We start from the raw sequence: 19,351 nt of genomic DNA, 5'->3' as shown, positions 1-19,351 counted from the left end.
CCTCATCGGAGCACCCGCGGCTGGCCCGGCGTGCGCGCCGTCCAGAGCATCGCACCGTAGCCGACCGCGACGCTCGCCGCGCACAGCGCGAGCACCGCCTGGCCCGCGGGCGCGTCGAACACGGCCAGGTACTCCGGATTGATCCAGCGGATGGCCACCAGCAGGACGACCGGCACGGCCGCCACGACCCGCGCCGAGAGCACCGTCCGCGCCCGGTAGGCCCGCAGCTCCTCCTGGACCCGCAGTTCGCCGCGGCTGGCCTGGGCCAGCCGATCGAGGACCGGCACGACCTGCCGGCCGCCCAGGCGGTCGTTCGTCTGGAGCGCGACCGCCGCCATATCGAAGACCGGGTCGGCCAGCCGCTCCCGCATCCGGCCCAACCCCGCCGCGAAGCCGTCGAGCCGCGCGTCCTGGGCCAGGCGGGCGAACTCGGCGCGCAGGGCCTGCGGCCCGCTCCGGGCGAGGGCCGCCACGCCCTCCTCGACACTCAGGCCCGCTCGCACCGTGTCGCGGAGCTGGGCCAGGGCGTCGACCAGCGCCGCCTGGACCCGGGCGCGACGGACCTCCTGGCGACGGAGGTAGTAGCCGAGCGGCACGGCGGTGCCCAGCACCCCGGCCAGCACCGAGACGGCCGTCCAGCCGAGGGCCACCTGGGCGGCGACTGCGGCCGCCAGTCCGGCCAGCGTCGAGACCAGCACGAACTCGCGCGGCGACACGTCGGCAAGTCCGGCCCGCGCCAGCAGCCGGGCAACCGGGCCCGGGCCGGGTCGCGGCGGGCGCGGGTCGACGAGCCCGCCGTAGAGCAGCCCCAGGCCGGCCCCGAACGACAGGGCCAGCAGCAGCGTGATCAGCGGCCGCTCCATCGTCGCGTCTCCTCCGCACGCCCCCTCGGACGTGACCACCGCTCCCACCTTATGAGCCCGTGCTCCCGGCCTGCTCCCGGATCACCCCGGGGGCACGGGCGACCGTTTGCCGATCCGACTCACCGGCCGCCCTCGCCGGCGCGCGCCCCGGCCGCCGCGCCACCTCGCCGGGGGCGGGCGACCGCCGGGGGCGGGGTGTAGTCGATTCCCCGCGCCGCGATCCGCTCCAGGCAGCGGGGCTGGCGGCCGGTCCACGCCAGGCGCCCCCCGTCGTCGATCGTCCACAGGTCCTGGCCGACGATCGTCGCGCCCTCGAGCCCGGTGACCTCGAACACGCCCGAGACCCGCCGCTCGCCGCTCCGGGGGTCCAGGCGGAGCTGGACGACCAACCCGACCGTCGAGGCGATCATCTCGCCGAGCGCCTCGGCCGGGACCCGCTCCTCGGCCCGCAGCGCCAGGACCCGCAGGCGGGCCAGCGCGTCTCTAGGGCTGTTGCCGTGGATCGTCGTCAGGCTGCCGTCGTGGCCGGTGTTCATCGCGTCGAGCATGTCGAGCGCCTCGGCCCCGCGGACCTCGCCGACGACGATCCGGGTCGGCCGCATCCGCAGCGCGTTGCGGACGAGATCCCGGATCGTGATCTCGCCGGCCCCCTCGACGTTCGCCGCGCGCCCCTGGAGCGAGACCGCGTTCGGCAGCTTCGAGAGCTTCAGCTCGGCCGTCTCCTCGACCACCACGATCCGCTCGTTCAGCCCGACGATGGCGGCCCCGAGGGCGTTGAGGAGGGTCGTCTTGCCGCTCCCGGTCGGCCCGCTCACCAGGATGTTGACGCCGCCCCGGACGGCCGCATCCAGGAACTGGGCGACGGCCGCCGGCAGCGTCCCGAGCCGCACCAGCTGGTCGAGCGACTGGGCTCGCAGCAGGAACTTGCGGATCGTGACCGCCGTGAACTCCGCGGCCGGCGGGATGACCGCGTTCAGGCGCGAGCCGTCCGGCAGACGGACGTCGACCATCGGCGAGGCCTCGTCCAGCCGCCGCCCGAGCGGCCCGACGATCCGCTTCACCAGCCGCCGCAGCTCCTCGTCGTCGTCGAAGTACAGCTCCGGCAGCAGCTCCGTCCGCCCGTCGCGGACGACGAACACCCGGCTCGGCCCGTTGACCTCGATCTCCTCGATCGACCCGTCGTCGAGCAGCGGCTGGAGGATGCCGAGCTTCAGCAGCGCGTCGACCAGCCGCGCCTCGGTCGCGGCCTCGTCGGCCAGGACGACGCCCCCGGAGGTGCGGGCCACTCGCTGGTGCTCGGCGATCAGCCGCCGGATCTCCTTGCGGACCTCGGCCTCCTCCTCGGGACCCGGCCGCAGCATGCGTCCCTCGTCGAGCGTCCCCTGGCGCACGCGCCCGTCCAGGGCCGCGCGGACCGCGTCGCGCAGCGCCCGCTCGGCCTCGCGCTCCGGGCCGACCGGCCGGCCACCCGCCACCCCGCCGCGCCGCTCAGCGACCATCTGATGCCCTCTCAGGCGCCGGAGCCGAGGCTGGAGCCGGGGCCGGCCGCGGGCGCCGCTTGGGCCAGCCCGGCCGGCGTGCCGCCCACGCCCACCGAGCCGGCCGCTCCGGATCCGGCGGCAGCCGCAGCCGCCGACCGTGGACCCGGCCGGCCAGCTCCAGCAGCGCCTGGGCGGCCCCGCCGCGACCCTCGAGCACGACCGGGCGCTGGGCGGCGGCCGCCCGCTGCACGCCGCCCCAGTCGTAGGGGATCATCGCCGCGGCCGGGGTCTCCAGCGCCCACTCGATCTCCCGCCGCGCGTGGTGACGCTTCGGGTCGTGGCGGTTGACGACGAGCGCCAGTCTATCGGGCCCCGGCCGAGCCCGGAGCGTCGCGAGCAGCCCGCGCGCACGATGCAGCCCGACCAGCTCGGCCCCTGTGACGACCAGGATCGCCTCGGCCCGGTCGAGCGTCGGCACACCGAGCGACCGTTCCGTCCCGAGCGGGTCCGGGCCGAGGTCCACTACCACATAGCGGTAGCGGCGGCCCAGCTCGTCGAGCAGTTGCGCGACGAAGGCCGGACGCAAGGCCCCGCGCATCTCCGGCTTCGGCACCCCGCACAGCACGACCGCGTGCGGGCTGCGGGCGCGGTCGAGCGGCTGGAGCTCCTGGGCCAGGGTCTCCTCCCAGTCCTGGGGCGTCACGGGGTCCGCGTGGGCCAGCATGAAGGCGTTGCGGGACGGGTCGAGGTCGAGGTACGCCGCGACGCTCGGGGCGGTCGCGTCCGCCTCGACGAGCACGGTCGGCGCGATCGTGCCCAGCCCCGCCGCCACGCCGAGGGCGACCGTCGTCCGGCCCGGGGCACCCGGCGGGCCGGCGACCGCGACCAGCCCGCTCACGCGAGTGTCGTCCACCTCGGAGCCCGGGGCGGGCGGCGGCTCCTCGCGCGAGGCGGGACCACGCGCCGCCGCGACCGAGACCACCGGGCCGCCGACGGCCAGGCGGAGCGCCTGGAGGACCTCGGCCGGCTCGGCCTCGGCCGGCACCACCAGGCCCGGCAGGTCCGGCGGCGCCCCGACCGGGGCGAGCACGACGAGCGACGGCCGATCGTTCGCCAGCTCGGCGAGCAGCTCCGACGTCAGGCGGTGCAGGTCGAGCGAGACGAGCACGGCGTCGATCGCGGGGTCGCGGGCGGCCGCCAGCAGCTCCTCAGCCCCCAGGCAGCGCGCCGCGACCTCCAGGTCGTCGGCGGCCGCCAGCAGCGGGAGCAGCGCCGCCTCGGCGGCCGGGTTGCCGAGCCCGATCGCGAGCCGAGCCGGTCGGAGCCGGAGCGTCGCGCTCACTGGTGCACCCTCATCGGGACCCGCCTCCCGCCTCGCCGGGTGGCTCGGCCTCCGGCGGCAGGAGCGCCAGGTCGAGCTGGCCGGTGTTCTTGGCCTGGGCGAGCCCCACCGCCTCGGCCTCGCCGAGCAGCAGCGTCGCCCAGGCGAGCGGCGGCCCGTCGCCTCGCCCCGTCGCTACCCCCGGCAGGGACTCGCGCCCCAGCTCGACGATCGTCGCCCGGGGCACGGCCACGACCGCCCGTCCGCCCGGCCCGTTCTCGGTCGCCAGCACCCGGACGAGGTCGCCCGGTCGGAGCTGGCCGCCGACGGCCCGCTCGGGCGGGACCGCGACCGTCATCAGCACCTGGCCCGGGGCCGGGGGCGGGCGGTCGACGACCTGGGCCCGCGCGAGGACCTGGCCGGCGTAAAGCGGCGTCGGCAGCGTCCGGCCGGCCAGCGACTCCAGCTCGTCGCCACGGATCGCCGCGGCGTAGATCGCGTCGTCGACCCGGACCCGGGCAACCGCCAGGTCGCCGGGCGCGAGCCGGGCGCCGGCCGGCCGGTCGCGGGCCGCGACGACGACCGCCCGCGTGTCGGCGGTGAGTCCGGCCACGGCCACGTACCCGACGATCCCGACGAGGACCAGCCCGGCCCCGAGCAGCGCCCGCGGATCGGCGCGCCACGGCCGGCGTACCGCCCGGGCCGGCGTCAGCACCCCGACACTCATCGGCCCACCCCCCCGGCGACCAGACGGCGGTCATGCAGCAGGGAGGTACGGGGGACGGTGCCGCGGCGGGACGAACCGGCCGGCCTTTCCCCCACCAACCACGTGCCCCGCGTCGCCGCCCAGAGCGGAGCCGACGCGGGGCCGCTGGCACGGGCCGTCCGCACGGCGTCGGCCCGGCCCAGCGCGCTCGGCGGTCGAGCGGGGGCGGTGGATCGACCGGCGCGGGACGCAGCCGGCCCCACCGCGATGCGGAGTACGCTCGCCGCCTCCCGCCTCCGTGGCGCCGCCCCGGCCATCGCTCCCCCTTGAGCTCTGCCGACGCACGATCCACACATGTGGATCACATGCTGGTCTTATACGCTTGCGTGGACGGTGTACGCAACCTCCGCCGTGAGCCGTCGGTCCACCCAGCCAATCCACTTGAGGGATCGCGGCTATGCGCTATACTCGCGCGGTCCGCTCGCGCGCCGGGCCTTCGAGTCACGGGCGACGTGCGAGCGCGGCGGCTGAGGGAGCGGAACATGCTGGATGGCGAGCCGGCGCCCGGGGAGACCCTGGCTGACCGTCTCGACCGTCTCTTCCGAACCGCGCGTTCCCCCCGCGGGCGCCCGTACACGACCGGCGAGGCAGCGCGGGCGATCGCGGCGGCCGGCGGCCCGACCATCTCCCCGACCTACCTCTGGGAGCTCCGGACGGGGCGGGCGACCGACCCGCGTCGCAGCCACCTCCAGGCCCTGGCCGCCTTCTTCGGCGTGCCGTGCGGCTACTTCTTCGACGACGAGCCCGCGTCGCCGACGAGCGAGGACCCGGCCATCGTGCTCGCGCTCCGCGACGATGCCGTCCGCCGTCTCGTCGGTCGGCTCGCCGGACTGTCGCCCGCGACGGTCGACGCGCTGGTGGGAATCGTCGAGCGGATCCGAGTCCTCGAGGGACTGACCGCGCCCGGGGCCAGCGTCGAGGAACAGTCTGGACGGCCAGGTGTGGACGGCCAGCTGGCTCCCCGTCCGCGCGCCGTGGATGGCGTCGCGACTGGGCCGGACGGCCTCGCAGCGCCAACGCTGACGCCCCGCAGATCGCCAGCTACCCCCAGTCAAATCCGTCGCGGTCCAGGGCGTCAGGTCAGGTAGGCCGCGGGGCGACAGCGGATCGGCGGGGGCGGCCATGGTCGAGCGGCCCTCGGCATCGGACGGCCCGGGGGCCGCGGTCCGGGTGCGGCGTGCGCAACCCGTTAACCCCCTATGATGCAGCCAGTTTCGGACCGCCCGGCGGCGGCCTACCAGGAGGGCCCCCGGCCGAGGGAGGGACGAATCGCACGACGAGTTATTCGTGCCCCCGGGGCCGCCAGCGCTGTCGGCCGACGCAGGTGCGGGGTGTCGCCGGGGGCAGTCCGATGCCGGAGCGCGGCAACGACGAGCGTCGTGTGACTGGCGCCGCGCGAGCGCGCGGTTCGCTCAGGATCGCCGATCGGCCCAGAGCTTGACGGATCCTGGACCCGAAGCCGTAGCCAGGAATGGCTGCGAGAACGGCAGCACGAACGCCGCGTCTAGTCGCTAGACTGCGCTCCGGGCGACGTGGGTTTCGCGCCGAGGCCGAGAAAGAGCACCAGACCCTCGTCCAGGGCGTCGACCTCGCTGCTGGAGATCACGCCGAAGACACGGCGGATGCGCCGCTTGTCCACGGAGCGTAGCTGGTCGATGAGCGCGTAGGACGGTTTGGCCAGCCCACTGCGACCCGGCTGGAGGCTGGGATAGAGCGCCCCTTGGCCAGGCGTTCCGGTGACAGGAACGACGGCGGTCAGCGGAAAGCGCTGGTCAGCGATCACGTCCGGGTCACTGACGACGATGCACGGGCGGACGCCCCGCTGCTCATGGCCGACGGTGGGATCGAGCTCCAACAGCACCACAGTGCCACGCTCGAGCCTCACCGCTAGACCTCGGTCCAACCCTCGCCGGGCACCCAGCGGACGGCCGTGCCCGCCTCGAGGTCGACCAGCCCGGCGGCATCCTCCTCCGGCAGGGAGGCGACCCAGGCGCCCAAGCCAACCTCGGCCAGGTCGGCGGCCTCGGCGTGGGGGGTGCGGAGGGAGAGCTCAAGCTGAGCACGCCGTCGCCGCTCGAGCTCGTGTCGGGCCGCCTCCTGGAGGAATTTGCTCCGATTCTTTTCCAGGCGGTCGATGTCTCGAACGAGCTCGGCGGGAAGCGTGATGGTGACGCGCTCGTGGACTGCCATCGCTCACCTCGGTGTGATCCTACTTCTGATCATACCGCGCGCCGACCCCGCGGGGAGCCCGCTGCTCGTCCTGTCACCGCGCGAGCCGGCTCGCGCGGTGACGACAACGCTCGCGTCGAGGCCGACGGTGGTCGGGGATCGCGACAAGCGTGCAGCATCGGCCGTCATCGCGCCATGATCGGGCGAGGATCGCCCCAACATTGCCCTGATGGCCAGGAGTACTGACCCGCGGGCCACAGGTGCCGCACGGCCGATCTCGAGCGCTCCGCCAGCGCGGCCAATGCGTTTGAGCGGGCCGGCTCCAGAAGCCAGGCACTCGCCGTCGACGTGCGCGGAGGCCAGTACCAGCGGGGGTCCCCAGTCTGCTCTCATGTCCGGGAGCGCCAGTCGCGAGCGATGGGCGCGGCGGGCGGCCCGGCTACATCCCGCGTCCGCGGGCCCATCGGCAGCCCGGCGGGCGGGCGCCGGCTGGAGTCCCGGGAGTGGGGCCCGGGAGCGGCAGGCCGGACTGATGGATACCCCATGATGCAGCCAGTTTCGCCGTGCCTGACCAGGAAGGCTCCCGAACTCAGTTGGGGCCAATGTCGCGACGAGTCGTTCGTGCCCCCGGGGCCGCTCGCGCCGCCATCCGGCGCCGGTCCCGGTGGCACCGCCGCGCGCGGTCCGGCGCCGGGCGCACTCCGCGCGGCGCCACCGTGCGGGAAGCGCTCGGAGTCCTCGGCTGCCTTCCGCGGCCGATGGCCGGCCCGACGCCTCGGCGCCGCCCTCCCCGGCCGCCTGCCGAGGCTCCGGAGGTAGGCTGCCGACCCGAGGACAGCCGGGCGGCTCAGCAGGGCCGTGCATGTCCGGGGTCCAATCCGGGGGCGGCCGCGGCTAAACTGGGGACGTCTTCGAGGTTCGGCGGCTTCGCCCGCAAAGCCGCCAGGGGTGGTGCCCCATCCCCACGCCCGACCGGGATGCGGCCGACGCACCGACGTTGGCCCGTGAGCCTGCTCTCCCGCTCGGCGTCAAAGAGGCGACCGGCACGCGACCCGGCCGGGTCCGGGCAGGCGCGGCGACACGCGCTCCTGCCGAGGGCGAACCGGGGACGAGCAGACCGACGCACCGGCCAGGTCGCCTGGATAGCTGGTGTGCGTCCGCATGCGGTCGTCCCGTCTCGGCGAGGAGCAGCAACCGTGTGCCCATCGCCTGCTGGTTTCGCGGTGACCGCGGCCCCGTGGTGCCCGGTGACGCGGCAGTCTGAGCCCCCGAGTCCACAACGGGGAGGAACCACGGCATGGAAGGGGGGCGCGGTCGGTCGTCGCTGCCCGGCGCGGAGGCGGCATTCATCGAGTCGGCCAGGCTCACCGACTACCTGCTGAACCCAGACCACCCCGTCGGGGGCGACAAGGCGGCGTTCCTCAAGTGCTTCGGTTTCCGTCGCGAGACATGGCCGGTCCTGGAGGCGGTCCTGCTCGCCCACGCCCGGTCGGGGCTGGTCGTGGGCGAGCGGCAGACGGCCTACGGCCATCATTACACCGTCGAGGACCCGCTGCCGACGCCGGACGGTCGGAACCCGGTCGTCCGGCCCGCCAGGTGCTAGCATGGGGAACGACGCGACCGCGATTCGCGACCGCCCATCCCGGGCGGAGGAGTGAAGGCCCACAGTGAGCGAGCTGCTCCCGGAGCACGCGATGGTCGTCCTCACCCGGGACGTGCCTGGCGATACCTTACGGGCGGGCGACGTCGCGGTGGTGCTGCTGGCGCACTCGGGCCGTGAGGGCGTCCCGCCGGGATACACCGTCGAGGTCACGACGGTCACCGGCGAGACGATGGCGGTCATCGACGTCGCCGCCGACGCCGTCCGTCCGGCGGCCGAGCATGACGTCCGCCACGCCCGGGCCGTGGCACCCCGCTCGTAGCGGTGCGCAGGCCGCCGTCCCCGACCCTCTGATCGACGAGGGATGACCCACAACATCGCCTCGGCGGGGTGACCCGGCGAACTACGTATAGACACTCGGGATATCCCGATTTGCAGCCCCGCCGCGACCGCCTCCGGTCGCGGCACGAACCGTCCACCGAGGGCCCCGCTCACCCGAGCGGGGCCTTTTCATGTGCCCAGCAATCGAAAGGAGGTTGGGACGGCCCGAGGACCGCCGCGGTCCAGAAACGACGCACGCACATGCGGCCCACGCCCCGGACGGTCGCCGCTCGGCCGGGCGGCATCGCCGTGTCGAGGGGCGGCAATGAAAGGAGGACGCCATGTCGATCGCGGACGAGCTCACCAGAGCCGTGGAGAAGATCGTCGCCGAGGTCGATCCCCGGGAGCAGCCGAGGGCCGACCGGGCGTGCTGCCGAGACCACCGTGTCATCGCGCGCCGGGGGATCGAGGCCGGGCTCACGCTCGCCGTTCGTCTCCTGCACGAGCAGGCCGGTCCTGGGTCGACGCACCCGACCCCATCGGGCGGTTGCACGACGTGACGCTACGGCCGAGGACACGCCTCAACCGAGGCGACAGCGCTCATGGGAGGAGACTCGTGCAGAGACGTGCCACAACGCGATGCGCCGGCTGGGTGCGGCGCCTGCGAGCCCTGGGGGGCCGGCTCGTCGGCGCCGCGCGCCGTGCCTGGCAGATCCTGCACCGCTGGCGACGGCCGATCCCGGTCGAGATCCTGGTCGCCGACCGGGCCCGGCACCGCCGCCTGCAGCGCGACCTCCGGCTCGGCCTGCGTCGGCTGGAGCGCGCGCTGGGCGGCTCGTTCCCCAGGGACGTCGCCATCGTCGTCCAGCAGGTGATCTGCACCGATCGCCAGCTGGCCGGCTGCTACCAGCTCGGGCTCCGGCCCGGGGGCGACGGATTCGCCCTGATCCGGCTGGCGTTGCAGGTCGACGGGCGTTGGCTCGAAACGGACGAGCTGCTCGCGGCCCTCGCCGAGCAGTGCATCGGCCTGGCGCTGCATGAGGGTGGCGGGACCGGCGTGCTTGTGCCGATCGAGCTCGAGCCGACCGGGCGGTCAGCGGACGGCAGCGTGAGCGCGCTGCGCCCGGACCCGCTCGCCCCCGCCCCCGGTGCTGCCACCGTCCGGCGAATCGGGCCCGCCGCCTGAGGCGACGACCACCCCGCCGCCATATCGAAGTCGAGGAGGACATCGACCATGTCGAGATCGATTGTCGTCAAGAGCTTCGCGGACCTCCCGCGCCTGCTCGACCTGGAGGAGCTGCCGACCGGCCCGGCCGAGGATGCCGTCGAGCCCCCGCCCGCCGAGAATGTCGCCCCGGACCGAACGCCCGACCTGTCCGAGCTGCTGGCCGAGCTGGAGGCGGCGAGCGCGACGCTCGCGGCCGTCGCCCGCCAGGACCAGGCGACCCGGGCGCTGGCCTTGCGCGACCTGGAGCAGTACGACGCGCTCGCCGCGACTCTCCAGGAGGCCGAGCGCGCCCGCGACGGCGCGTGCGACCTGAAGCTGCGGGCCGAGGAGCTGGCTGATGGTGCGTTCGCCGAGGAGGCGCGGACGACGGCCGCGCACGTGGCAGGGCTCGCCGCCCGGGCCGAGGAGGCCGCCGCCCGCCTCGCCGACGCGCGCTGCGCCGAGCTCAAGAACCTCGCGGCGCGGCTGGACGTCGGTCGGCTGCTCGCCGAGCGCCGGCGTCAGGAGGAGGCAGACAGACTGAGAGCCGCCGAGGCCGAGCGGGCCGGGCGACTCTCCGGGGCCCTGGCCGAAGCGTCGGAAGCGCTCCGAGCCGGGCGACTCGAGGAAGCGAAGGCATTGGCGGGCGTCGTTAGCACCGAAGACCCGAACAACGCCGAGGCCGCTTCTCTCGTGACTATCATCGCGCAGCGGGAGGCCGCCGTCAAGAGCGTCGCCGCCGAGGAGACCCTCTGGACGGTCCGCCGCGAGCTCCGGCGCAGCCCGGCCGAGGCCGTGGCGCGCCTGGAGGGGATCGACGTCGACGGCCTGCCGACCCCGTTGGCGGCGCAGGTCTTCGGCGAGTGGGCCCGGGCCTGTTCCCGCCTCTGCCGCGAGCGTGGGCTCGCCGAGCCGCTGCGCTACGCGCCCGATCCCGGGCGCGGCGCCATCCTGGCCCGCGAGAGCGGCGGGGAGTACGTGGTCGTGAGCGCCCTCGGGATGGGGCCGGCCTGGGAGGTCGGCTCGGTCGTCGGCGAGCGCCAGGTCCGGCGGGCCCGGCCGCTCCGCTGAGACCCGGCGAGCGGTCCCGGTTGGCTTTCCGACCGAGGCCGCTCGCCACACGCTCAAGAACACTACCCGAAAGGCGAAGGGAGCCTATCGATGGACTATTTGGCGCCATACGATCGGGCGACGGTGGCGCTCTGGCGTCGCGGCCACACCGAGGTCGCCCGCCTGACGTCGCTCGGCGCCTGCCCCATCCACGTGGCGGTCCACGCCGTGCTGGCCGGCCTGCGGCGCTGCTCGACGCCGGCGGCGCTGCTCGCGTGCTACGGGACCGATGCGGCGGCCGACCTGGCGTTGATCGGCAGCGTGTTGCCGGATGCCCTGGCCGAGCCGTGCTGGCGGGTGCGGGACGCCGCCTTCTACCTCCGCTGGCTCGAGCTCGGCGATGCGGCCCCGTAGCCGGTGCTGGACCTCTCGCGCCTCGGGCCGGAGCAGCGCCGGGCGGTGCTGGCCCCGGACGGGCCGCTGGTGATCGTGGCCGGCCCCGGCTCGGGCAAGACGACCGTGCTCGCGGCGCGGATCGCCTACCTGATCCTGGCTCGTGGGGTCCCGCCGACGAGCCTGCTCGCGCTGACCTTCGCCACCAAGGCCGCCCGCGAGCTCCGGGAGCGGCTCGTCGGGCTGCTCGGCGAGCAGGGCCGGCGCGTCGACGTGGCGACCTTCCACGCCTTCGGGCTGCGGATCGTCCGCGAGTGGAGCGAGGAGTTGGGCCTCGGACCCGGCCCGGTCGCCGTCTACGGCGCCGACGAGGCCCGCGTCCTCGTGCGCGCGGCGGCCCAGCGGTGCGGCGTCGATCTCGCGGAGCGCTCGGCGGCCGAGTGGGCGGCCGATCTCGCGCGCCATCGCCTAAGCGGGCGGAGCCCGGACGGTGAGCCGCTCCGAACCCTCGCCCGGGCCTATGAGGAGCTGCTCCACCGGCGCGGCGCCGCCGACTACCCGGCCATGCTCGCGCTGCCGCTCCGGCTCTTCGGCGAGCGTCCGGCGGCGCTCCGCCTCGTCCAGGACGCCTACCGCCACGTGCTGGTGGACGAGTTCCAGGACGTCTGCGCCACCCAGTACGCCCTGCTGCGGCGTATCGCCGAGCGACACCGCAACCTCGTCGTGGTTGGCGATCCCCGCCAGGCTCTCTACGGCTGGCGTGGCGCCGACGTGCGCTTGTTGCTCCGGGTGCGGACGGACTTTCCGGAGGCGCGGACGGTCAGCCTGGGCCAGAACTTCCGCTCGACCGGCCGGATCGTGGCGCTGGCGAACGCGCTCGGCGCCACGCTCGGCGACTACGGCCCGCTCTGGACCGACAACTCACCGGGTCGGCCGGCGCAGCTCGTCGTCGCCTCGGACGAGCGCGCCGAGGCCACCTACGTCGCGGCCGAGGTCGAGCGGCTGCGGGCCGAGGGGGCGATCGGCGGCCTGGGCGAGGTCGCAGTGCTGTACCGGACGAACCGCCAGGCTCGCGAGCTGGCCGTTGCCTTCCGCGCCCGGCGCCTGCCCTACCGCGTGCGCGGCGGCGACCTCCTCGCCTGCCGTGAGGTGCGCGACGCCGTCGCCTACCTCCGCCTCGCCCACAACCCGGCCGACGGGGCGGCCCTGGCCCGCATCGTCAACGTTCCGCCCCGCCGCCTCGGCCACCTGGCGGAACACCTGCACGTCGAGCCGGCGGCGGCCGACCGGCTCCCGCACCTGGCGCGCGGCTACGGGCCGGCGGCCCTCGTCCGGGCCGAAGCCCTGGCCGCGCTGATCGCGGACCTCCACGCGCAGAGCGGGCGGCTGCCGCCCGCCCGGCTGCTCGACCTGGCACTCGAGCGGAGCGGCTACCGCGCCTGGCTCGCCGACCAGCCGGAGAGTGCTGCCCGTCTCGACAACCTGGCCGAGCTGGGCGCCCTCGCCGAGCGGGCCGACGGGGGGCTGGGCGACTGGCTCGCCGAGCTGGAACTCGGCGACGAGGCGGCCGATCCCGGCCCCGACGACGGCGCACGGGTGGCCTTCACGACGATCCACGGCGCGAAGGGCGGCGAGTGGCGGGTGGCCTTCGTCGTCGGCGTCGAGGAGGGCCTCCTGCCGTACCTCGGCCCGGCCGCCCGCGGCGTCGGCGACCGGGCAGGGGGCCGCTCGGCGGACCCGGACGATGTCGTGGCGGAGCTCCGGGTCGCCTACGTGGCGGTCACCCGGCCGCGCGAGCGGCTCTACCTGACCTGCTGTCGGGAACGACGCCGAGGCGAGCGCGTCGAGCCGCGCCGACCCTCGCGGTTCCTCCGTGCCGTCCCGGACGACCTGCTGGCGCGGGCGGCCTGACGCGGGAAGGAGCTGCCGATGCAGGCGCGGATCGACACCGCGGCGCTGAAGCGCGACCGACCGATCGCCGAGGTCGTCGCCGGCTACGGCGTCGAGCTGCGTCCGAGCGGGCGCGCCCTGCTCGGGCGCTGCCCGTTCCACGCCGACGGTGGCCGCCCGAACTTCCACGTCTACCCGGCCACCGCGTCGTTCTACTGCTTCCGCTGCCGGGTCGGCGGGGACGCGATCGGCTTCGTCGAGCGGATCGAGGGCGTCGACTTCCGCGGGGCGGTCGCGCGCCTGCTCGAGGCCGCACCGCCGATCGGGAGAGCCAGATGGATGTCGTCTCCACCCAGGAGGCGACCGACACGCCGGGCCCGGCGCGGGCCCGAGGATCGGGCCTGCCTCGCCGCCGCCGTCGAGCTCTACCACAATCGTCTCCTGACCGATCCGGACGCCCTGGCCTACCTGGCCGGCCGCGGCCTCGAGCGCGCGATCCTCGAATGCTGCCGGGTCGGCTACGCCGCCGGGGACGAGCTGGCGGCGTACCTGCGCTGGCGGGGCGTCTCGCCACGCGCGGCGCTGCGGCTCGGGCTCCTCGGGCGCGGCGGCCGCGAGCTGATGGCCGGGCGGGTGGTGGTTCCGGAGATCCGCGCGGGACAGGTCGTCTGGCTCGTCGGCCGCACGATCCGGCCTGACGCCACCGCGCCGAAGTACCTGGCGCTGCCCGGGCCGAAGCCGCTCCTCGGCTGGGAGCCGGCCGCGCGCGAGCGGACGGTGTGCCTCGTCGAGGGCGTCTTCGACTGGCTGACCCTCCGGCAGTGGGCCGTGCCGGCCCTGGCCCTGGTCGGCACCCACGCCCGCCCGGCCGCGATCGAGGCGCTGCGCCGCTTCGACCGCGTCTACCTGGCGCTCGACGGCGACGAGCCGGGCCGGCAGGCCGCGGCCGAACTCCAGCGCGCGCTCGGCCCCGCGGCCGTGACCGTGTCGCTCGGCGACGTCAAGGACGTGGGGGAGCTTGCCACCCGGCCCGACGGCCCACGCCGGTTCGCGCGAGCGGTCCTCGAAGCCGCGCTCGGGCGGATGGCGCCGGCCACGGCCGCCTGATCCACTCCGGCGTCCGCGGCACCCCGGCCCGGTTCGCCCACGCGCCGCCCGCTACAGGGCGAGCGCGCCCCACCCTGCTCGCCCTGTGGCGAGCGTCCGCCGGCCGGCGTCTCGGCGCCGGCGCTCCACTCGCGCTCACGGAAGGAGAGAGCGATGTCGTTCAGCCTGAATCGCGTCGAGCTGATCGGTCGGCTCGGCCAGGACCCCGACACCCGCTTCACCGCCGGCGGCCAGGCGATCACCCGGCTCAGCCTGGCGACCGACCGGCCCGCCCGGCCGGGCACCCAGGCCGAGACCGACTGGCACCAGGTGATCTGCTGGGACAAGCTGGCCGAGCTCGCCGGCCAGTACCTCGCTAAGGGCCGGCTGGTGTTCGTCGCCGGCCGGCTGGGTTATCGCAGCTGGGAAGGCAAGAATGGCCAGCAGCGCCGCGCGGCCGAGGTGACCGCGACCGAGCTGATCCTGCTCGACCGGCGCCCCGCGCCCGAGCCACCCGAGGACGCAGCCGCCGTCGAGAGCTCGGTTGCCGAGGGGAGCGACCCCGACGACGAGCTGCCCTTCTGAGCCGATGCCGACGCTCAGGATCCGGTCACTCGCCGGCCGGTGGGTCTGTCTGCTCTCGCTGCCCCGGCTCCACGCACGTGCCGGGTACGTCCGCGAGCTGCTGGTCATCGCCAGCCCGACGTCGCCGCGCCTGCGGCACCTGACCGTCTACCGCCGGCTCGCCGGCCCGCCGCCGCACCCCCGCCTGCCGCGGGCGGTGTGAGAGAGGTCCTTCCGACCGCCGGGAGTGGGGGCCGCGCGGTCCCGCTCCCGGCCGCGCGGGGGTGCCGCATGCCCAGCCTCTCCGAGACCCTGCCGCCCGAGCGCCGGCTGGCACTGGCCGTCCGGACCAGGACGCCGTTCCAGCTGGCCCTGGCCTTCGCCTCCTTCGCCGGCCAGTTCTACGATCGCTGCGCCTTCGACGCGCTGGCCCGCCGGGCCAGCGACCTCTACGCAGTCGACGACGGTGAGCGGGCGTGTGAGTTCCGCGCCCGCCTGGACCGTCGGCTCTGCGACCGCCACCGCGAGCCCGTCCGGTGGGACGTCGCGCCCGTCGCCGAGGACGGCCCGGCGTGACGACCACGCCCGACGCTCGCCAGGTCAGCCTGCTGCCGCCCGAGGCGGCGACGCTGCTGCACCTGGTCCGCGAGAACCTTCGTCTGCTCGCGGAGCTGGCCCGACGCTACGAGGTCGAGGGCATCGTCCCCGCGTCGGACGGGCCGACCGTCCGCAACCCGGCCGACCTGGCCGCCTACCTCGGGCCGGAGCTGTCAGGGCTTCACCAGGAGCAGCTGCGCGCGGTGCTGCTCGACGCGAAGAACCACGTGATCGCCACCTGCCTCGTCTACCAGGGCGGGCTGAACGCGACCATCATCCGCCTGGCCGACTGCTACCGCGAGGCCGTCGCCCGCGGCGCGGCCGCGGTGATCCTGGTCCACAACCACCCCAGCGGCGACCCGACCCCGTCGCCCGACGACGTCCGCCTCACCGCCGAGGCGGCGCGGGCGGGCGACCTCCTCGGCGTGGAGCTGCTCGACCACCTCGTCATCGGCCGGTCGGGCCACGTCAGCCTCCGCGAGCGGGGACTCTACACCCCCGCCGCGCGCCGGTCCGCGTGAGCGGCACGGCCGGGCGGCATCCATCGCCCGGCCGACCGCTCCCCCAGAGGAGGTGCTGCCGATGGTCCAGACCGCACCCCGCCCGACCGCCGACCCGGCGGAGCTGCCCGTCGACGGCGTCGCGGCCCGCGCCGAGCGCGCCGCCGGGCGCCTCGGCGTCCAGGTCGCCGACGTCGAGCGGCTGCCGTTCGACCTGTCCGCGCTCGAAGACGAGGGCGCGTTCATCAACGTCGACGCGCGCGGCTTCGGGCTGCTCGACCGGCGGCTCGACTGGCACGCGCTCGGGGTGAGCCTGCCGCGCGGCTCCGGCCTGGCCTTCCGCCCGCCCCGCTGCGGGCTCCTGCCGGACCGCTACCGCCTGCCGCTGCTGCGCCCGGCCGCCCGGGCCCACGCGGCGCTCCACCGCTACTCCTACCGCTTCACGCTGACCGAGACGCTATTCGAGACGCCGTCCTACCGCTGGGTGCCCTGGGCGGCCTTCGAGGCGTTCGAACGGGACTTCCGCACGGCCCAGCAGGCGCTCGACGCGGCCAAGGCGTCCGTCCTCGACCGGTACGACGCCGTGCGGGAGGAGGTCGTCGAGACGATCCTCCAGCTGGCGCGCGACTCGGCCCGCCGGCTCGAGGCGACCGGCCACCTCGTCCCGGAGGGCTTCCAGGACGTCATCACAAAGGGCGTGCTGGCCGCCGTCCCCGCACCCGATGACCTCCAGGACCGGCTGACGCTGCGCTACCGCGTCGGGGTCGTGCTGCTCGGCAGCGAGATGCTGGCCGAGCAGCGGCGGGCCCGCGAGGAGCGCCGCCAGCTCGAGGCGGTCGAGGCAGCGGCGCAGCTCGAGCAGCGCCGGCAGCGGGCGCGCGAGAAGCTCGTGCAAGAGGAGCTCTGGGCCGAGGAGGAGCGCATCCGCCGCCGGCTTCAGGCAGAAGCGGAGGATCGGCGGAAGGAAGCCGAGGTGAAGGAGCGCCTGCGCCACCTCAAGCTCGAGGCCGCCCGAGAGCGCCTCCAGGAGTCGCTGAGCCCGCTGGAGGAGGGGGCGCGGCAGCTCCACGCGGCCGTCTACGAGTCGGCGACCGCCATCCGCGCCTCGCTCCAGAAGCACCGGGCGCTCCACGGGGCCTCGGCGAAGAAGGCGCGCGAGCTGGCGCGCTGGTTCCGCCTCATGAACTGGCAGTCCGACCAGCAGCTGGAGCTGCTGCTCGGCGAGCTGGAGGACCTCGCCAGCCGGCCGACCGGCCCGCGCAAGCGCGACCCCGGCCCGATCGACCAGGTGCTCGGGGACATCGTCGCGCTCTGCTACGCCGACGCCCGGTCGCTCGCCGAGCCGCACCGGATGGCCGCCCTCGAGCTCTGACCATCCGACCCGTTGCGCCGGAGGCCCGCCGCCCAGGTGGCGACGGGCCTCGCCCGCCCATCCATGACTGGAGGCAGAGACAATGATCGACACGTCCTCGCTCGCCGCGCTCGTCGGCGAGCTCGACGTCCTGATCCGCGCGCGCTACCCGCTCCTCGCCGTTGCCACCTTCGAGGAGCTCCGCTTCCGCCGCCTGATGCTCGCCGTGGCCAGGCTCGAGCGCCACGCCGCCAAGGGACTCTTCTGGTGGTCGCGCCCGGCCGGCCTGCGCCAGGTGGCCGGCCCCGGCCTCGGCCCGTGCGAGCGACCGATCCCGGGCACCGACGACCCGCTCTCGGTGCTGGAGCACGTCGAACAGGCCGAGCGGGGGCTCTACGTCCTGGCCGACTTCGGGCCGTACCTTGCGCCCTTCGGGCAAGCAGAGCCGCTGCTCGTCCGCCGGCTGCGCGAGCTCGCCTGGGCGATCAAGGCCCGCCCCGTCACCGTCCTCTTCGTCGGGCCATCCTTCCCGGAGCTCGCGGAGCTGGAGAAGGAGGTGAAGATCGTCGACCTGGTGCTGCCCGACGAGCGCGAGGTGGCCGGCATCCTCGATCTCCAACTCGCGCGCCTCGCCGACCACCCCGATGTGCGGCTGGCGGTCGACGCCCGCACCCGCGAGCAGCTCGCCCAGGCGCTGCTCGGGCTCACCGAGACCGAGATCGAGAACGCGCTGGCCAAGGCGGCGATCGCCCGGCGGGGGATCGGCCCGGAGGCGGTGCCGCTCATCCTCGACGAGAAGCGCGCGGTCATCCGCCGCAGTGGCGCGCTGGCCTACAGCCACCCGGAGCCGGCCGACCACCTCGGCGGCTACGCCAACCTGCGCCTGCTGCTCCAGCAGGCGGCCGTGACGTTCACCCCGGCCGCCCGGGCGTACGGCGTCGAGCCGGCCAAGGGCGTGCTGCTGGTGGGCCTGCCCGGCTGCGGCAAAGACCTGGCGAAGAAGATCGCGGCCGGCATCTTCGGCCGGCCCCTGCTCGACCTCGACATGGGCGCCGTGATGGGCGAGGGCGGCGGCGTCATCGGCAGCGCCGCCACGTCGATCCGCCGGGCGCTGGCGATCGCGACGACGCTCAAGGCGGTGCTGGGCCTCTCCGAGTTCGAGAAGGGCGTCGGCGGGCTCCAGTCGTCGGCCCGCTCGGACGCCGGCGAGACGGCCCGGACGATCGGCACCCTCCTGAACTGGATGCAGGAGCAGGCCGACGTGTTCGTCTTCGCCACCGCCAACGACGTGCGCCAGCTCGCCCCCGAGCAGATCCGCCAGGGCCGCTTCTCGCACGTCGTCTTCGTCGACCTGCCCACCCCCGAGGACCGCGTGGACATCTTCCGCGTCCACCTCGCCCGGCGGGGGCGCGAGCCCGGGGCGTTCGACCTGGAGGCGCTGGCCGGGGCGGCCGACGGCTTCTCCGGCGCCGAGATCGAGGCGGCCGTCAAGGGCGCGCTGGTGGACGCCTTCATGGACGGCGGCCGCGACCTCGTGACGGCCGACGTGCTGGCGCGGGTGCGGGCCATCCGGCCGACCAGCGAGGTCAAGCGCGAGGAGATCGAGGAGCTGCGCCGCTGGGCGCGCGAGCACCTGGCGATCGACGCCGTGCGCGGCCAGCCGACCGCGACGGGCGACCGCCTGATGGAGTTCTGAACGGAGGCAAATCGTGAGAAGGTCGATGCTGGTGCCGCCTCGCCTCCCCAGGAGCGTGGACCGATGGACACACGTGATGGTCCTGCCCAGCTGAAGCGCTGCTCCAAGTGCGGCGCCCTCAAAGCGGTCAACGAGTTCGGTCGCGATCGAAGTAAGCCTGACGGACACGCCAGGTGGTGCATACCGTGTATACGCGACTACTGGCGACGCAGGAGAGAAGACCCGGAACACCGGACCCGAGCCGCACTCGCGAATGGGCGCTGGCATGCCTCAACTCGGGAACAGCGGCGGGCGCACGACAAGGCCCGCAATGGGCAGCTACGCACGGAAGTGCTCGCAGCGTACGGCCACCGCTGCCAGTGCTGCGGCGAGACGACTCGCGAGTTCCTTGGCATTGACCACATCAATGGGGGTGGCAGGCACCATCGCCGCACCACAGCGGGCGAAGGACGGAGCTTCTACCTGTGGCTGAAACGTCAGGGATTCCCTCGCGATG

The 19,351-nt window shown here is 75.0% G+C and carries 21 protein-coding genes; 15 read left to right on the top strand and 6 right to left on the bottom strand.

Annotation, left to right across the window (positions count from 1 at the left end):
- Positions 1-2: 2 nt before the first annotated feature.
- From IT306_10380 to IT306_10365, 4 genes are all read right to left on the bottom strand, one after another.
- On the bottom strand, positions 3-863 hold the full coding sequence (locus tag IT306_10380; GenBank protein MCC7368820.1) for a type II secretion system F family protein: 861 nt from the start codon (positions 861-863) through the stop codon (positions 3-5).
- Positions 864-982: 119 nt separating this feature from the next.
- Complete coding sequence (locus tag IT306_10375; GenBank protein MCC7368819.1) at positions 983-2,362, bottom strand: CpaF family protein; 1,380 nt, start codon at positions 2,360-2,362, stop codon at positions 983-985.
- On the bottom strand, positions 2,352-3,686 hold the full coding sequence (locus IT306_10370; GenBank protein ID MCC7368818.1) for a hypothetical protein: 1,335 nt from the start codon (positions 3,684-3,686) through the stop codon (positions 2,352-2,354). Before IT306_10370 ends, IT306_10375 begins: the two co-directional genes overlap by 11 nt.
- Before the next feature lie 10 nt (positions 3,687-3,696).
- A complete protein-coding gene (locus IT306_10365; GenBank protein MCC7368817.1) occupies positions 3,697-4,392 on the bottom strand; it encodes a hypothetical protein in 696 nt (231 codons plus the stop codon).
- A gap of 521 nt (positions 4,393-4,913) precedes the next feature.
- Here IT306_10365 and IT306_10360 point away from each other — a divergent pair.
- Positions 4,914-5,519: a helix-turn-helix transcriptional regulator gene (locus IT306_10360; GenBank protein MCC7368816.1), complete on the top strand. Its 606-nt coding sequence runs from the start codon at positions 4,914-4,916 to the stop codon at positions 5,517-5,519.
- 416 nt (positions 5,520-5,935) lie between these two features.
- Here the strand turns inward: IT306_10360 and IT306_10355 are convergent, their stop codons facing one another.
- Together IT306_10355 and IT306_10350 are read right to left on the bottom strand one after the other, a co-directional pair.
- Complete coding sequence (locus IT306_10355; protein ID MCC7368815.1) at positions 5,936-6,295, bottom strand: type II toxin-antitoxin system PemK/MazF family toxin; 360 nt, start codon at positions 6,293-6,295, stop codon at positions 5,936-5,938.
- A 23-nt stretch (positions 6,296-6,318) separates the two neighbouring features.
- Complete coding sequence (locus tag IT306_10350) at positions 6,319-6,621, bottom strand: hypothetical protein (GenBank protein MCC7368814.1); 303 nt, start codon at positions 6,619-6,621, stop codon at positions 6,319-6,321.
- Positions 6,622-7,897: 1,276 nt separating this feature from the next.
- Here IT306_10350 and IT306_10345 point away from each other — a divergent pair.
- The 14 genes from IT306_10345 (at position 7,898) to IT306_10280 (ending at position 18,855) form a co-directional block, all read left to right on the top strand.
- Complete coding sequence (locus IT306_10345) at positions 7,898-8,203, top strand: hypothetical protein (protein ID MCC7368813.1); 306 nt, start codon at positions 7,898-7,900, stop codon at positions 8,201-8,203.
- Positions 8,204-8,276: 73 nt separating this feature from the next.
- The gene (locus IT306_10340) at positions 8,277-8,522 is read left to right on the top strand and encodes a DUF4926 domain-containing protein (GenBank protein ID MCC7368812.1); all 246 of its coding nucleotides are present in this window, start codon (positions 8,277-8,279) and stop codon (positions 8,520-8,522) included.
- 340 nt (positions 8,523-8,862) lie between these two features.
- Complete coding sequence (locus IT306_10335; GenBank protein MCC7368811.1) at positions 8,863-9,081, top strand: hypothetical protein; 219 nt, start codon at positions 8,863-8,865, stop codon at positions 9,079-9,081.
- A 56-nt stretch (positions 9,082-9,137) separates the two neighbouring features.
- Complete coding sequence (locus tag IT306_10330; protein MCC7368810.1) at positions 9,138-9,707, top strand: hypothetical protein; 570 nt, start codon at positions 9,138-9,140, stop codon at positions 9,705-9,707.
- Between the two features lie 48 nt (positions 9,708-9,755).
- The gene (locus IT306_10325; protein ID MCC7368809.1) at positions 9,756-10,799 is read left to right on the top strand and encodes a hypothetical protein; all 1,044 of its coding nucleotides are present in this window, start codon (positions 9,756-9,758) and stop codon (positions 10,797-10,799) included.
- A gap of 90 nt (positions 10,800-10,889) precedes the next feature.
- On the top strand, positions 10,890-11,192 hold the full coding sequence (locus tag IT306_10320; protein MCC7368808.1) for a hypothetical protein: 303 nt from the start codon (positions 10,890-10,892) through the stop codon (positions 11,190-11,192).
- 3 nt (positions 11,193-11,195) lie between these two features.
- A complete protein-coding gene (locus tag IT306_10315) occupies positions 11,196-13,082 on the top strand; it encodes a UvrD-helicase domain-containing protein (GenBank protein MCC7368807.1) in 1,887 nt (628 codons plus the stop codon).
- A gap of 18 nt (positions 13,083-13,100) precedes the next feature.
- Positions 13,101-14,168, top strand: a complete 1,068-nt coding sequence (locus tag IT306_10310) for a toprim domain-containing protein (GenBank protein MCC7368806.1) — start codon at positions 13,101-13,103, stop codon at positions 14,166-14,168.
- Positions 14,169-14,321: 153 nt separating this feature from the next.
- Positions 14,322-14,732 (top strand): single-stranded DNA-binding protein, encoded by a 411-nt coding sequence (locus IT306_10305; GenBank protein ID MCC7368805.1) that lies wholly within the window; start codon positions 14,322-14,324, stop codon positions 14,730-14,732.
- A gap of 4 nt (positions 14,733-14,736) precedes the next feature.
- The gene (locus tag IT306_10300) at positions 14,737-14,934 is read left to right on the top strand and encodes a hypothetical protein (GenBank protein MCC7368804.1); all 198 of its coding nucleotides are present in this window, start codon (positions 14,737-14,739) and stop codon (positions 14,932-14,934) included.
- A 68-nt stretch (positions 14,935-15,002) separates the two neighbouring features.
- The gene (locus IT306_10295) at positions 15,003-15,287 is read left to right on the top strand and encodes a hypothetical protein (GenBank protein MCC7368803.1); all 285 of its coding nucleotides are present in this window, start codon (positions 15,003-15,005) and stop codon (positions 15,285-15,287) included.
- Entirely contained in the window at positions 15,284-15,829 is a 546-nt protein-coding gene (locus IT306_10290) for a hypothetical protein (protein MCC7368802.1), read from the top strand. Before IT306_10295 ends, IT306_10290 begins: the two co-directional genes overlap by 4 nt.
- 61 nt (positions 15,830-15,890) lie before the next feature.
- Positions 15,891-17,180, top strand: a complete 1,290-nt coding sequence (locus tag IT306_10285) for a hypothetical protein (GenBank protein MCC7368801.1) — start codon at positions 15,891-15,893, stop codon at positions 17,178-17,180.
- A gap of 82 nt (positions 17,181-17,262) precedes the next feature.
- Positions 17,263-18,855: an AAA family ATPase gene (locus tag IT306_10280; GenBank protein ID MCC7368800.1), complete on the top strand. Its 1,593-nt coding sequence runs from the start codon at positions 17,263-17,265 to the stop codon at positions 18,853-18,855.
- Positions 18,856-19,351: the final 496 nt, after the last annotated feature.

It is taken from the genome of Chloroflexota bacterium (assembly GCA_020850535.1).
Classification (GTDB): domain Bacteria; phylum Chloroflexota; class UBA6077; order UBA6077; family JACCZL01; genus JADZEM01.
This window is presented reverse-complemented; position numbering and strand designations above follow the sequence as displayed.